Here is a 16,286-nt window from a genome sequence, read left to right on the forward strand (position 1 = left end):
TCATTTTTATGTAATGAAAACTTTTATCATTGCAGTCCGTGAGTAGTTAATCACGAAATAAAACTATTATAAGGATCGAACATGAAGAAAATCACACTAACGTTAAGTGCAATTGCATTAGCGTTGAGCTTTACGGCAACATCTCAAGCCAAAATTCCAATGCCAGAAACCGTCAGCACTGGAGTGACAGTTGCGGAATTAGCGGCACAACAACCGGTTCATTGGGTCTCTGTTGAGCAGATTAAACAGAGTTTAGAAGGTAAAGCGCCAATGGCGGTGGGTTTTGATATTGATGACACCGTTTTATTTTCAAGCCCAGGTTTTTACCGTGGAAAACTTGAATTCTCTCCAAATGATTTTAGCTATCTGAAAAACCCTCAATTCTGGGAAAAAATGAATAATGAGTGGGATAAATTCAGTATGCCAAAACAAGTGGGCATCGATTTAGTTAAAATGCACTTAGAACGCGGTGATAAAGTTTACTTTATTACAGGTCGTACACAGACTAAAACTGAAACTGTGACTCAATATGTGCAAGAAGGCTTAAGAATTCCTGCGGATAAAATGAATCCGGTCATTTTTGCTGGTGATGAACCTGGTAAAAATAATAAAGTAAGCTGGATGCGTGACCATAAATTAACTATCTATTATGGTGATGCTGATGCGGATATTGCTGCGGCTCATGAGTTAGATATTCGTGGGATTCGTATTCTCCGTGCTTCAAACTCCTCTTACCAACCGTTGCCAAAAGCGGGTCGCTTTGGTGAGGAAGTTGTTATCAATTCCGAATATTAATATTCGATAAAAAGTTAGTTAAAGGTGATTATTCGCCTTTAACTAACAAAATAGTGTTTATTTATTGATGACGTATTCCGGCAATTTAATATAACTTATATTAAATTAATTCTATTGAGAGAATAAAAGACGTCAATATTTGATATGTTATATCGTTTAGTTTTGGTGGAAAATGCAAACAATTCTATTTCTCATGCTGTTTTTATAAATAGTGCTCATTTCAGATAGCCTACCTCAATAACTTTTTCATCAATAAAGACAAAATTAGTCAATTCCTATAACATTCTTCTCAGAGTTAAATATAATCAAATAGTGTCACTATAATAAAAAAATAATGTTATCCATGTAGTAACTTTAAGGTGGATGTATGGCAAAGAGAAGAGTGAAAGCTCTGCAGATCTCAGTATTATGTGGGCTGATGGCGATGCAGTTCCCTGCATTTTCCGCAGCAGAAAATACGCAGCAAAACAGTATGGAAATTCAACAGCCTCAATCAGTCGTCGCTGAAGAGGTGAGTAAAGTCACGGCAAAAGAGAGCTTGGAAAAGCTTAACGCATCTTTGCCTGTAGAAACAAAATTGGTGTTTGCGGACCAGTTGGCAAAAATTTATGCAGACAGGCAAATGCAATTGTTATGGCAAGATGAAACAGCAATTAGTCAGTTTCAACAACAATTAGCCGAGCTTGCCTTAGCGGGTTTCCAACCTCAATTTAGCGAATGGTTAGTTTCATTGGAAAATAGCCAGCTGAGCGAAATGGGGCGTGATGCTATTTTATCCGACGCTATGTTGGGTTATTTACAGTATCTTTCTTCTGTTGAGTCAACGGGACAATATTGGTTATACACCAGCCGCCCTTATAAAATTATTGCACCGACTGCGGCACAAATGAAACCGTGGTTAGAGGCTGAATCTGAACATCGTCTGGGTGAGTGGGTGAAGGCTCAAGCACCGAAACACGCGATGTATCAACCGATGCGTAAAGAGATGCTAAAACAGCTCGCATTGCCGGAGGATACGTTAGAAATTACGGGTACAAAAGCATTAAAACCGGGGCAAGCCAGTGATGATGTTATTACGCTCCGTGAGATTTTAGTGCGAGATGGATTATTGGAAGCCTCTGCGGTTGGTGAAGCCGTTGATGCATCCGCACCGCCAGAAGAGATCAATAAAGTCACCGCCAATGCCCGTGTGTATAGCGATGACTTAGTGGACGCAGTGAAAAAATTTCAGCTTCAATATGGTTTAGAAGCAGATGGTGTGATTGGTAAAGGCACGCGCGTTTGGCTCAATATGCAGCCAAAACAAAAAGCGGGGCTGATGGCACTGAATATTCAGCGTTTACGTATTGTGCCGGAAAGTAGCGGTACTGGAATCTTGGTGAATATTCCTGCGTACACATTGGATTTTTATCTGAATAACGACATCATTTTGGATTCGAAAGTGATTGTTGGACGTGCAGATCGTAAAACGCCAATTATGAGCAGCGCACTGAATAATGTGGTGATTAACCCACCTTGGAGCGTGCCAACAAGTTTGGCGCGTAAGGATATTGCACCGAAAGGTAAAATGGATCCAAGCTACTTTAGCCGTAAAGGCTATACGGTTTATTCAGGTTGGGGGCAAGATGCTTATGAAATTGACCCTTATACAATCGACTGGGAAAATATTACGCCAGCAAATTTCCCTTATCGCATTCGTCAAGCACCAGGCTCAAGTAACTCTTTAGGGCGTTATAAGTTTAATATGCCAAGCTCAGATGCGATTTATTTGCATGATACACCAAACCATAGCTTGTTTAATAAAAATGCCCGAGCAATCAGTTCAGGCTGTGTTCGCGTAAATAAAGCTAGTGAGCTAGCGACGATATTATTGGGGGATGCAGGTTGGGCTCAGACTCGTATTGATGGGGCACTAAAAGAAGGTTCAACACGTTATGTGAATATTCCTGACCGTATTCCTGTGTACCTTTATTATCAAACTGCGTGGGTTGATAAAGATGACCAACCGCAATACCGGGCTGATATCTATCAATATGATGGCAGTATTGATAACGCAGAAAAATATCTTCCTGCAATCAAAGTAATTTTAAAATAGTGACTATTACTCGAGGAGCTTAGGCTCCTCGATGCTATTTCCTGCATTAATTCCTAAATCTTCCTAACAATTCCGTTTTAATATATTTATATATTGAATGCATTGTGTTTACATATCATACGCAGTAAGGAATTAAAGTCGTCTTAATCGGCATGTTATAAGTGATTTCACTCACCTTTTTGCATAAAAGTGATGGATTTTCCTTAATTTACGCAATTCTTTACATAATTATACATTAAAGCTAAATATCCTTTGCTAGACTGATGAAGTTGAAATGTATATTTACCGAATAATTAACACCTGAGTTATCACCTATGGATATGATTGATCAAAACCGCAGAAAGTGGTTGGGAATTGGTGCTGCCGCAATCGGTCTGGGACTATTACCTAATCATGTACTTGCTGCAATGAGTACACCTCGCCCAAGAATTTTACGTTTTCAAAACTTAAATACAGGTGAGTTTTTAAAGACCGAATTTTTCGATGGTCGCCGTTATAATAAATCTGAATTAGCTCGCTTAAATCACCTTTTCCGTGATTATCGTTGTGAGAAAGTGAAAACCATTGACCCTAAGTTATTTGACCAAATTTATTTACTGCAAATGATGATGGGAACCAATAAGCCAGTTCAGCTGATTTCGGGTTACCGTTCATTAGAAACGAATAATGCATTGCGTCGTAAGGGCTCAGGTGTGGCTAAACAAAGCTACCATACCCGTGGGCAAGCGATGGATTTCCATATTGAAGGCTTACAGCTAAGTAACATCCGTAAAGCGGCATTAAAAATGAGTGCTGGCGGTGTGGGCTATTATCCGAAAAGCAATTTCATTCATATCGATACAGGTCCAGTGAGAACATGGTAATCTGTGCGTAGGTGACACAGATTATGGAGTGATTGTTCGATGAAATATACTATTATCCCAGTAACCCCGTTTATGCAAAACTGCCAGGTTATCTGGGATGAAACCTCAATGAATGCAGTGATTGTTGATCCCGGTGGTGAGGCTGAAAAGCTGATTGCCGCCATTGAAAGCCGCGGATTAACATTAACAAAAATCTTACTTACCCACGGTCATTCTGACCATATTGGCGCCTCAGCTCCCCTTGCAAAACATTTCGGTGTACCGATTTATGGTCCACAGAAAGAAGATGCGTTCTGGATTGAAAATCTCGCTGAGCAAAATGCGATGTTTTATATCGGTGATTGCCCTGATTTCACACCAGATCATTGGTTAGAAGAGGGGGATAGCATCACGTGTGGAAATATTCAATTTGATGTGCTGCATTGCCCTGGCCATACACCCGGTCACATTGTTTTTGTGAACCATGCTGACAAACTCATCTCCATGGGCGATGTGTTGTTTAAAGGTGGAGTTGGGCGCAGCGATTTCCCTCGCGGGAACCATCAAGATCTTATCGCATCGATTAAGAACAAATTACTGCCTCTTGGTGATGATTATCACTTTATTCCGGGACACGGTCCGATGTCCACATTAGGGCATGAGCGTATTTCTAATCCTTTCTTACAGGATGAATTACCGGTTTGGTAAAAATATAAATAAAAGTGCCCCATTTATGGGGCATTTTTATTCCCACCTCTGATAATTAATTCACATTTCTACCATTAAGCTTAATGATGGGCTTAATAAATTAATATTAATAACTTTTGGTTTATTGAATTGAATCTTATTTTTTATATTAAATTGGCTAAATTAAAAATATCTTGATATTTTTAGTCTTCAAATTAATTGTAATTAATTAATTTTTATTGTTATTGATTTTTTATGTTTTTAATCTATTTATAAAATTAATTCAATATGACTAAATATTGATTGAATATTTATAAAATATATGAGGAATTCCAAATGGATTTTGGTCAAGTTAACTTACATTTATATGCAAACTCTATTGAAAATGAGATGTTAAGAAATAAATTATTAAGCGAATATGGTATTAGTCATACGAAGGCACCAGGCTATTGTTATGGTCTATCAAATGAATATTTAATATACGCGAGTAATAACCAACATATTGATTATATTAAGCAATTAAACACTCTATTAGATGTAGTCAATAATCATGAAACAGGTCAGGATGCCTTAAGGCAAACACGTTCAGACGCATTAAAAATACATGCGAAAGCGCTCTTAAATGAGTTTGTTTTTGATGCAGTTAAGCATCAGGAAATTTATGAAAGTTCCGTAAGAAATTATAATTATTTTGAACAAACTACGTATGAGGATATTAATGGGAGAAGTTTCAAAGACTATATTGATTACGTTATAAATACGACATATGAGGATAGTCAATTTAAAGGTGAGTATTATAAATCTGTTACCGAATCACAAAAAATAAAATCTAGGAAATATTATTCTGCACTTATTGCTGATGATGATTTCTTTAAGTCAAACGAAGGCCTCGAAATTTCAAAAGATCCCTTGTTTATAAAGTTAAAAGAACATTTTAGTGAAATAAATAGACCAATGGATAAAAATTTTACTAAACATGATGCGAAGATTTTTTTAAAGGTTATTTTTAATGATATTCAGAGAGATAATTATACTAAAGCTGAATCTTTAAACACATTAAGAGGGATGAAGAGGGATCAGTTACATAAAGGGAGTAAATATGATAATCATTTTAAAAAAGAGATTTCATTAAATGAATTCATAATGAAGTTAAATAATGAAACTAGTCATGGACACGATCCCCTAAGATACAAATTCTGTTCAGAAACTCATGTGATGGCAATAACGGCAGATTTTAATACAGCGACAAAGTCTTGGGAGTTCACATTTTTCGATCCAATCTCAGGAATCAAAAAATATGATAACCAAGAGGCGTTTTTTAATTTCTTAAAGGATTTCGTATTAAACCAATCAGATAGTTACAACTTCAATCAATTGAAAAATAATGATTTTAAAATAGGTTATTATAAGTATAACTATGATGGTAATGTTAATTTAAGAGAGTTAAATGAATCTGAAATTAAAATTACGGAAAATGTATTGCTAGCAGAAAGAGAAGTATCTATAGATATTAACGATAGAGACAGGATCATTTATAAAGGCTTTAATCCTGAAGAAAGATTAATTAAAATTAAATCTGAAATTAATGGTAAAACATTTCACATATATACAGATGTTATTGATGGTTTTGAATTAAATTCTTTAATAGAAAGAAACTCCATGAATTTATCAGAATTAGGGGGCGATATTTTCATCTCTCGTAATGAAGGATTGGTTTACAAGGTAGATAAAAATTTTGATATTAACGATTTTAACATTGAATCGAAATTAAAGCTCGATCTTAATAATACTAAAGTTAATTATAAGGATATTAATTTAGAGTTAAGACCCATTAATTCTGATGATAGAAAGATTATTACTGGGATACCTGAATCCCACCAAACAGTGATTGCGAAAATTGCAAATGAAGAGAATATTATCATAGGTATTCGCCCTGTAGATAAAAAATCAGCGAGTTTAATTTTATCTGGGGAGTATAGTAGTAAAGGATTAAAGATTAAAAGCAAAAGCTCAGATTGGGGACCACACTGTGGCTTTATTCCTGTACTACAGGAATATGCTAAACGATCAGGGCGTGAAAATAAAAATAAATATAATTCATATACACAACTGGCGATTGATGATGGATATGCAAAATCGACTATTCTTGAGCTAACACCAGAGAGAGTCAATGAATTAACTGTATATAATGAAATTAAACCATTAGAGACAGTTAATAGTAGTGAATACAGTAAAACAATATCCATTCTTGATGGGCAGGAAAAGGTTTTTTTGTTAAAAAAAATAAATCGAGATGGAAAATACTTCTGGCATGTATACCATGAAGATGACGGTAATATTAAACCATTCCATGTTATTGCTGATCCTATAACAGGAAAAGCAATGACCGCCGATTATGATTTATTCAGTATTATTTTCCCAATTTCAGAGCTGGAACACTATGTCAAAGTGAGTGAAATGCCAACTTGGGCAGAGTGGAAAGCCAGTGTGAATTATAATGAGCTAACCTCACGCCAGAAAGCGTTTTATACCAATGAAGCCGAATATAATAAGCATGAAGGTCGGGACAATGGCATCACTAATAACAGAATTAAAGAGATCAAAAATAAGCTAAACAAGGGACTTGACCGTACAAATGGTATGGAGTTAATTCATCATGGGGCTGATGATGCAAACCCGGCAAGCGTCATGAAAGAAAACTTCCCGATTACGTTTTTTTTACCTGAAAAATTAAAGGCGCGAAATACCTTAACAGGCTCCTCCGAAGCGATATCCACCTATTTTCAGATGAACGCTCAAGGCGCCATTATTATTAATGATGTTGAGCAGCTTTCTAATTTCCAGCAACTACTCATTAACCAAGGTTATCGTGCGCCATTAAATAAAAAATGGAGCGAAGGAGATATTGGGCAATATTTTGATCCCAAACGTAAAATATCAGACAGCTTTATTGAAGGGCGGATTGAATTGGCGCGGAAAAAAAGCTTAGTCAATCCATTCGAGCTTAATGTGGATGTTGCGGCAATTCAACAACAGCGTCAGCACTACGATAGTGAAATGGAGCGACAACTTATTCTATATCACTCCTTGAGTAAGGGGATGATCACCGAGGCTGCGGAACATCGCAGCTTTACTTCTGAGCTTGAAGCGACGTTAAAACAGCATGGGCTCGAGACTAAAGTATTGTCGAAATTTACTCATGAGCGAGGAGCGGTATCCACAACAAAAGGGCAACAAATTCAAGCGTTGTTTGAAAAAGTAGCACTAGGAGAACAGGATCTTAACGTGATCCGTTTGACGGATCATCCTTATTTAGCAGACGATTTTACGAATGAGCACGGGAATTTTGACCAACGAAAATTCAAAATTGCACTTCACGACCCGTTCGTCAATGCGGAATATAATCAATCGCTGAACAAAGATAAAACTCAGCTACGTTCATGGTTATCGGAGAGTACTGAGCCGGATCTGCAATCGTCTCACCCGCGACAAGCAATAAAAATGCAAATGTTGCTGTTAGCCATTAAAAATGATTTGTCGGTATTAAATAATCTGAGTGATCACTCAATTGAGTTACTTAAATCTCTATTTCCGGCAGGTGATGGGATTGATAAAGGAAAAATATTAGATTTGGTTACTGACCATAATAAATTTATGCTTTTTAGTGATAAATTAGAGGGGTTTAGCCAGATTAGTGATAGCCATTTTGATGGGGAAAACGCACCCCTGAAAGGGCTTTCATTTTCAGAGGCATTAGATGCTTATGAAAATAACCAAACTCAACGTTTGAAACAATATAATCAGTTATTGAATTATCAAAATAGAATGGAGACGGGATATCATAGCGGTTTAATTAATCATGGAATAATTCGCTCAGATAAGCCGGCTCAATCTATCGACCAAACTTTAGGTGCTGTATATGCCATTGAATATCATCTGACAGACAGTTATGCCGCGAGAAATTTCTTAGAGCAAAAAGCACAACTTGAATGGGCTAAACAACAAGGTATTTTAACGGACTCTGATGAGGTATTGCTGGATAAAATGCAGCAATATGAGCAGGATATCAATACGCGAGTTAAAAATAGTGGGACCACGATTGCTGATCAATCAATCTCAACACTATTTTCCACTGAGGCTGACTCGGTAAATGGGATTGTATTCTTGAAAGGGAAAGTGACGAGCTATACCGTTATTTACGTGAAACGTAATGGTGTTTATGAATTCAGTTTATTTGACCCTCAGGGCATCCAATTTACCAGTAAAAATGCCTCTCTTCAGACTGCAAAGCATCAGTTCAAACAACATTTAAAAAACTATTTTAATCAAACGATAGAGCTTGCTGATGGACAATCTATTTCTCGGGGAGTCGCGGCAGGATTTCAATTAACTAGCGATGGCGATTTTAGAACCAACCTTCAATTTATCAATCTTGAAGATAATGAATTGAAAGTGGCGCTATCTGAACCGTTAAATCAGCGAACGTTAATTATGGAACAGGCGGAGTTTAATTCGACTCAAAATCGTTGGGTTGAATTAAATGGAGAAAAAATAGCCTTTTCTAAATTACAGCATCTTGGTGCGACGATAGATGGGAAGCCTATTACTCATGGAGATATGGCATTACCTAATCTGCATAAGAATATACGCTTTTCACCTGAAAAATTGGCGATGTATTTTACGTTAATGGACGGGAATAAAGATGATATTGCGTTTATGAAAATATTTAATGAGCAATTAAGTTCTGCGGATATTTATCAATTGGTGGAACGTGATGCAAACTTTGCTGAGTCTGGCGTGCTTAAAAAACAATTTAAATATTTAGCAAACGATGTAGATCTTCAACACGAGTCTATTTCATCAACCACATTACAAAATATTAGGCAGGCCGGTACTCGACTTCCATTATTTCACCGGATTGCTAATCGCTTTGGGCAAAGCATGGGGGGGGCCGGGGCTATCCAAAGCCTCATTGGGGCTTATTCAATTTTAAATAGATTGGATAACCCTGATATTAGCGCCGAAGAGGCTAAAGAATTAGAAAAACAATTTTATTTACTTTGCGCTTCAGCCTTTTTTAATTACGGTGACATGATAATACAGCCGATGTTGCTCAATATCGCCTCAAATAAAAATGCTACTTCACTTGTTAGAGCAAGGATATCGATCGGTGTTGTGGTGATTTTTAATTTAGTTGGGATGGGCATTGATATTTACCAAGCCTACGATAGCCTATCTAAGTTAGATAGTGTGACAGACCCGAAACAGCGCCAAGATTTAATTGTTAATGCGTCATTTTCGATTGTTAGTGCGGTGGTCAATGGTGTTACGGTTATTGCGGTATTGGTAGGCGCTTCCTCAGTCCCTGTGGCGGGATTAGTTATTGGCGGAATATTACTGGTTGGCGGCTGGGTCTATAACGGTGTTCGTGCTGTCGAAAAGATTAAAGCAGTGATTGATATTGATTGGGATCGTGAATTAGAGGAAGGGATCCGTGGGGCGCTAGGACTAGAGCCCACGTTACGTAGCCAACAAGAAATGAGTACCCAGTTATATATCAATGCATTTAAAGAACAAGAGTGGCAAATGGATCTTGCACAGTTTAGAAACGGTATTTTACAAGCCGGCTTTGATCATCATTTGACGGTTATAGAGAAACCCACTTATGAAAATGAGCCCCGATATTATTTAGTTGATGACTACGGTAATCATTTTTACGGAACTCTAGCAAATGTATATCATGGTATGCATACTTGGGTTGCAACCTATACGGCAAAAGGCGCACCATCGTTCACTGAGGAAGAGGTCGAGTTTATCTTTGCGAATAAGGTGATAAGAAAGACGGCTTGGTATCGAAATTTAGCAAATCTTTATGGTGATAGAAATCGGAATCTACGGGAACATTTTCGCCCACATAAAAAAGCCAAAGAGGTTATTGACCAAAAGCGTACAGGAAGTGTACCAACCCACGAACGCTATTATTTAAATTTGGTCTACAAAAACCCGTTACTTGATGAATTTCAAACTCGCCATCGTATATCAAATGGTGATGCGACATTATCGTTAGAAGACCAATTAGCGAAATCGGCCCCTGAACAACTTAGTTTTTATTCAAAGAAAAGAGAGTTTGGGGTATTAGGGCAACAGATATTACGTGAAAACGAGCGACTAGAAAGTGAGCATTTAGTTAATGATAAAAAAGGCATTAGCCTTTATCTTAAGAACCCGTATAGCCGAGGAACGAGTTGGAATACAGGGAACGGCAATGACTTGCTTATCGGCCATCAAGAACAAAAAAATGCCTTCCAAGTTCTTTCTGGGGAAAAATACTTTGCGGGGGGAAATAAAGACGACCTGTTTTATATTCGGGACAGTAGTTTAACGTCACTTCGTTCCCGTGATGATAATAAACCAACAAAGTACCTAGATGGTCAGCAAGGACAAGACACAATAGTGGTCGATGGCTTACCTGAAGGTTATGATGTCCATGCCAATTTAGCGTTAAATAGTCTGCACTATAAACATCAGTTTACACATCAATTTATTTCGGTTGCCCATTTACAAAGTATCGAGAATATCCTCATCAAAGGAAATAGCAATGACCAGTTACGTGGCAATGATATGGCTAATATTCTTGATGGTGGATTGGGTAAAGATTTACTTATTGGGGAAGGTGGTAACGATAAACTGATTTTAACCCAAGGAACGGCAGTGGGCGGTCAGGGCGATGATAGTTACCATATCCGACGTTTTGATTGGACGACGGATGTGGATAACCTTTATCTGACGAACCGTTATTGGGATAGGAAACTAAAAGCAGTCAAAACAAAAACGACGCTTAACCCAATCTACCAACATAACCATCAACAGTATCACGTAAAAGTGGTTATTGATGAGTCCAGCCAATCTCAAAGCATTGTTAGCCTAGCGTATTCACTGAATGAAATAAAACAGGTCTATCTTCAAGATAATAACTTGTATCTCGTCATTTCATTACCTAGCTCCAAGGTGGATGATTTTACTTACAGCAATGTCGAGAGCTCGGTGACGATTGTCTTGAATAACGTAACTACGGTGAGCCAAGGTCAACAAAAAGCCAGCCATACTTATCGGTTACATACGAAAGATGGTTTTGTGATGACCAGCCAGATAAAAGCGTTAGATGAAGGGATGCCGACTCAATTCTTCAATATTAGCTATATTCAAGAAAATGACCAACTCACAAGTTCGGATGGTAAATCAGTCAAAATTGATGAAACGTTAAACGCCATTACCATCAACCAAAATCGCTATCATATAGCTCCAAGTTGGGGATGGTTTACGCCAGTTGGGCGAGCAGATAATTTGGTGTATCAGGGGGATGATAAGAACAATCTATTATCACTGATTAGTTCTGGAAGTTACATTCATGCCAGCCGCGGAATAGATACCTATCAAATCGTACATGCGGAAGATGAGCGTTCGACAATCACCTTTGATTTTGCATCGGTTAATGGGCAATTTACGGCAGATGATAAAGTCATTTTACTTCTGCCTACCGATAATGGTTATGCATTGTCAATGGAGGGGTTAACGCTATATAGCAAGGATAAATTCGGTCAGCGGCAATTAGCGATTAATTTCGTCAATGTTGATGACAAATTGACCGATATTATTTTGATTCAGGATAGAAACAGCAATGTGTTTTCATTAGATTTGCAGACTCAGAGTCTTACGCCACTGAAACCTGTTTCTAAGAGTAGTGAAAGTGCCGATGAAATTATATTACCTGTAGGCTATTTGTCTGAGCGGCATATCATTGATGGGAAAGGTGGTGATGACATAATTATCAACAAAAGTGGAGAAAGCTACATACTGATAGGTGGTGAGGGGGATGACAATATCAAAGCTATTGATGGTAATAATGTGTTATATGGTGGCGCCGGAGACAATTTTTTGAGTGGTGGTGAAGGCGATGACTTACTGTTGTCAAGCCAAGGAAATGACACCTTAATGGGGGAAGCTGGGAATGACCACTATGTTATTGATGGAAACCATTCTGGCGTAGTTTATTTGGAAGACAATCTCGGTGACAACCACATTCACTTAATTAACTTTAAACCACAAGTGATTGAGGATGCCTTCGGGGAAATTCAGTATCACCTTTATGTCTCTCAAGCGGGAAAAATCGTCAAAATCAAACAACTAACAGATGGCAGAAAAGCCAGTGTTACAGTACATCACTATGAGCAGTTAGGTGCGGAATATTTCTTGCCGACAAAAAATGGAATGACCCCATTAGTGGACTACTTATCGACTCAACAGGATTTAGCTAAACAGTCTGGTCGACTGGCAACCTGGAAGCCAGTGAGTGAATTAGCTGAAACATTAAAGGGAATAGCTAAGCCATTGAAACAAACCGCAGGTAATGATGGCATCTTAATAAAGACCCCTAACGAACACTTATTGATCGACACCTTAGATGGCGATGATGAAATTGTTGACCATTCATCTCAAGGTCGCGTGATTAAGGGCGGGAATGGGAATGATAAACTGATTGCTTTTGGTGGTGAGAATGTCCTGTATGGCGGAGAGGGTAATGATATCTTACTGGCACAAGGTATGGGGCAGGATGTTTTGGTTTCCTTAACGGGCAATGACAAGCTTTCCGGCGAGAAAGGCGATGATCTCTATATTGTGAGTGGTCATGGGCAAGGAAATGTGGCCATTAATGATTTTGAAGGGCGTAATCAAGTGGCTCTGATTGACTTTAAGATAGATGCTATCAGTTATCAGGAAGTATCTCCTAGCATTGCGGAGACAACCTATCAGTCATACAGCGGAAGAACGGTCACGCTACGTCATAATAATCACCAAGGCTCGATGGCTAATGTGATGCAGGTGAGCCATATAAACAATCATCAAAAGCTTTCACAACAGAATGTGGATTTAACGATTGACCGTTTGATTCAACTGCTTGCAGAGCAGCGGATTGAGCATGAAAGCAATTTGGAAAATCAATCTAAAAAGAATTCGCCAGTGCCTCATTGGGGCGCGGTGTCTACAACAGAGCATTTTCTTAACGTTCTGTAATCCTTATTGATGTAAAAACAAAAAAACACCCCATATGGGGTGTTTTGCAATTCATCAGATTCAAATTGAATCTTAAAGCACTTTCACAATGGCATCACACAGTGGAACCATGTTTTCCAGTGTTAAGCCAGCCACGTTGATACGGCCAGAGCTTACGGCATAGATACCAAATTCGCTACGTAGACGCTCTACCTGCTCTTTAGTCAGCCCACTGAAGGAGAACATACCATTTTGGTTGATAATGAAGCTAAAGTCTTGTTTAGCGCCTTTCTCTTCCAATGTTTTAACCAGCAGTTGACGCATACGTTTGATACGCTCGCGCATTGAAGTGAGTTCTTGGATCCACTCAGCTTTTAATGTTTCATCAGACAGGATAGTGGTAACAACCGCCGCACCGTGTGCTGGTGGGTTTGAGTAGTTAGCACGAATAACCGCTTTCGCTTGGCTAAATGCGCGCTCAGCGTTATCGCTATCTTTGGCGATGATGGTGCAAGCACCCACACGCTCATTGTACAGACCGAAGTTTTTCGAGAATGAGCTAGCAACAATCATTTCTGGGTTGTTTTTGGTGAAAATGCGTAAGCCTTCTGCATCTTCATCTAAACCTTTCGCAAAACCTTGGTAAGCGAAGTCGAATACAGGTAATAACCCTTTTTCAGCACACAGAGCAGCCAGTTGGGTCCATTGCTCTGGTGTTGGGTCAATACCAGTTGGGTTATGGCAGCAGCCATGAAGAACAATCACATCACCAGCAACCGCAGATGACAGGCTGTTCAGCATGCCAGTAAAGTCCATACCGTGGTTGGCGGCATCGTAGTAATTGTAAGTCAGCACTTCTAAGCCAGCTGCTTCGAAAATATTCTTATGGTTAGGCCACGTTGGGTTGCTGATCCAAACACGTTTTGCGTTAGTTTGTTTAGCAATGAAATCGGCAGCGATACGCAGGGCGCCTGTACCACCAGGTGCTTGCGCTGTATGAGCACGTTGTGAGCTGATGATTTCATGGTTAGCACCAAACAGCAGCGTTTGAGTGACACGACCAAACTCCGGCATTCCGCTAATCGCGAGGTAGTTTTTGGTATTCTCGTTTTCTAGCAGGAATTTCTCTGCTTTTTTGACGGTGTCTAGAACAGGGGTTTTACCTGATTCGTCTTTGTAGACACCGATACCGAGGTTGATTTTGTTATCGCGAGGATCAGCACGGAAACTATCAGCAAGACCGAGGATAGGGTCAGCTGGGGCAGAAATGATTTTCTCAAACATATTGTCGATTCCAAAACTCTGTGGTTTAGCTGAAAAGAGGTATAACGGAAAATGTCGAGCCATCAGAGTAACTTGGAAGAGGGTTTTTGCCAATTGTTTTACTAAAAATTGGTGTGATCTTGTGAGCTAGATAGCCATTACATCAAATTTAACCAAAAATTGAGTATAGACCAGTGAGTTAATCTAATTAGTGGGATTATTAACAAATAAGACGGTTAGCAGATTCGATGGTGGGGGAATAAAATGCGAGCAATAAAAAAGCAGCGCCGGAGCGCTGCTTTCAAAAACATGATTTACTGTTTTCAGATTATCAGTTAACTGATAATTAGAATTGGTAAACTAAGCCCAGACCAACTACGTTGTCAGTCATCAGACCATGAGCTTCAGAGAAGTCATTGTCTTTCAGCAGGTTGATTTTGTAATCAACAACTGCAGACATGTTTTTGTTGAAGTAGTAGTAAGAACCTACAGAGATGTATTTAACGATGTCACCGTCGCCGCCAGCGATGTCTTTAGCTTTAGATTGGTTATAACCTAAAGATGGTTTCAGGCCGAAGTCGAACAGGTATTGAGCTACTAATTCAACGTTTTGAGTTTTGTTAGCAATTTCGTGAGCTGAACCGAAGTGAGTCGTGTTCAGAGTTTCACCGTACATAGCTGCTAAGTAAACGTTGTTAGCGTCAAATTTACCACCAACGTTCCATGCTTGAGCACGGTCACCGCGTGCAGCAGAATTACCGTATTTTTGAGCTTCAGTACGAGCAGAGTTAGAATAACCACCACCCAGAGTCACGCCCCAACCTAAGTCATAAGCGGTAGAGAAACCGTAACCGTCACCGTTGTCTTTGTAACCATCTTTCCAGCCAGTTACATTACCATTGGTATCTACAGCTTCTTTAGAAGCGCCTGATTTGTTAGAATCAGTGTTTTTGCCTTGGTATTGCAGAGCGAAGCTCAGACCATCAACATAACCGAACATGTTGTTGTTACGGTAAGTTAACAGGTTACGGTTACGTGAAGTCATGAACGTGTCAGTTTGAGCCATGGTGTCGCCGCCCCATAATGGGAAAACGTCGGTCCATGCGTTCGTGTCATAGATAACACCGTAGTTACGGCCGTAGTCGATAGAACCGAAATCTTTGAATTTCAGGCCAGCGTAAGCTAAACGGTTTTTGTTATCGTTGTTGGTTTCAGTTTTGTTAGTCTTAGTTTCCCACTCGAAACGACCAAAACCAGTCAGTTGGTCAGTGATTTGAGTGTCACCTTTAACACCTAAACGAACACGTGAATCGTCGCCGTCTTCGCCGCTTTCTGAGTTAGCGAAGTAGTGACGAACGTCAACTTTACCGTACAGGTCTAATTTGTTGCCGTCTTTGTTGTAGATTTCAGCTGCGTTTGCTGCACCAGCAGCTAACAGAGCTGGGATAACCATTGCAAGAATATTGCGTTTCATCATTATTATTACCCTCATTGGTGTTATTCGGACACCTGCCACTGCCAAAAATAATCCATAAATTTCTTTTGAACTATTT

At 39.0% G+C, this 16,286-nt stretch carries 7 protein-coding genes; 5 read left to right on the plus strand and 2 right to left on the minus strand.

Annotated features, from left to right (window positions below; translation table 11 throughout):
- Positions 1 to 81: 81 nt before the first annotated feature.
- The 5 genes from aphA to ACY3ZI_RS07050 all read left to right on the plus strand — a co-directional run bounded on the left by aphA (position 82) and on the right by ACY3ZI_RS07050 (position 13,491).
- A complete protein-coding gene (aphA, locus tag ACY3ZI_RS07030; RefSeq protein WP_154604241.1) occupies positions 82 to 795 on the plus strand; it encodes an acid phosphatase AphA in 714 nt (237 codons plus the stop codon).
- Positions 796 to 1,162: 367 nt separating this feature from the next.
- Entirely contained in the window at positions 1,163 to 2,890 is a 1,728-nt protein-coding gene (gene ldtD, locus ACY3ZI_RS07035) for a L,D-transpeptidase (RefSeq protein ID WP_211885136.1), read from the plus strand.
- Positions 2,891 to 3,204: 314 nt separating this feature from the next.
- The gene (gene mepK, locus ACY3ZI_RS07040) at positions 3,205 to 3,753 is read left to right on the plus strand and encodes a peptidoglycan L,D-endopeptidase MepK (RefSeq protein ID WP_211885138.1); all 549 of its coding nucleotides are present in this window, start codon (positions 3,205 to 3,207) and stop codon (positions 3,751 to 3,753) included.
- 39 nt (positions 3,754 to 3,792) lie between these two features.
- Positions 3,793 to 4,440, plus strand: coding sequence for an MBL fold metallo-hydrolase (locus tag ACY3ZI_RS07045; protein ID WP_132494500.1), 648 nt, complete (start codon positions 3,793 to 3,795; stop codon positions 4,438 to 4,440).
- A 315-nt stretch (positions 4,441 to 4,755) separates the two neighbouring features.
- A complete protein-coding gene (locus tag ACY3ZI_RS07050; protein ID WP_487376740.1) occupies positions 4,756 to 13,491 on the plus strand; it encodes an anthrax toxin-like adenylyl cyclase domain-containing protein in 8,736 nt (2,911 codons plus the stop codon).
- 72 nt (positions 13,492 to 13,563) lie between these two features.
- Here the strand turns inward: ACY3ZI_RS07050 and ACY3ZI_RS07055 are convergent, their stop codons facing one another.
- The gene (locus ACY3ZI_RS07055) at positions 13,564 to 14,754 is read right to left on the minus strand and encodes an amino acid aminotransferase (RefSeq protein ID WP_487376742.1); all 1,191 of its coding nucleotides are present in this window, start codon (positions 14,752 to 14,754) and stop codon (positions 13,564 to 13,566) included.
- A 325-nt stretch (positions 14,755 to 15,079) separates the two neighbouring features.
- Positions 15,080 to 16,210, minus strand: coding sequence for a porin (locus tag ACY3ZI_RS07060; RefSeq protein WP_487376744.1), 1,131 nt, complete (start codon positions 16,208 to 16,210; stop codon positions 15,080 to 15,082).
- Between the last annotated feature and the right edge of the window lie 76 nt (positions 16,211 to 16,286).

Source organism: Providencia sp. LY12 (assembly GCF_057621555.1).

Bases quoted from the DNA above. Each gene is read 5' to 3' on its own strand.
- mepK (WP_211885138.1), top strand. From the start codon at position 3,205: ATGGATATGATTGATCAAAACCGCAGAAAGTGGTTGGGAATTGGTGCT.
- ACY3ZI_RS07055 (WP_487376742.1), bottom strand. From the start codon at position 14,754: ATGTTTGAGAAAATCATTTCTGCCCCAGCTGACCCTATCCTCGGTCTT.
- ACY3ZI_RS07045 (WP_132494500.1), top strand. From the start codon at position 3,793: ATGAAATATACTATTATCCCAGTAACCCCGTTTATGCAAAACTGCCAG.
- ACY3ZI_RS07050 (WP_487376740.1), top strand. From the start codon at position 4,756: ATGGATTTTGGTCAAGTTAACTTACATTTATATGCAAACTCTATTGAA.
- ACY3ZI_RS07060 (WP_487376744.1), bottom strand. From the start codon at position 16,210: ATGATGAAACGCAATATTCTTGCAATGGTTATCCCAGCTCTGTTAGCT.
- ldtD (WP_211885136.1), top strand. From the start codon at position 1,163: ATGGCAAAGAGAAGAGTGAAAGCTCTGCAGATCTCAGTATTATGTGGG.
- aphA (WP_154604241.1), top strand. From the start codon at position 82: ATGAAGAAAATCACACTAACGTTAAGTGCAATTGCATTAGCGTTGAGC.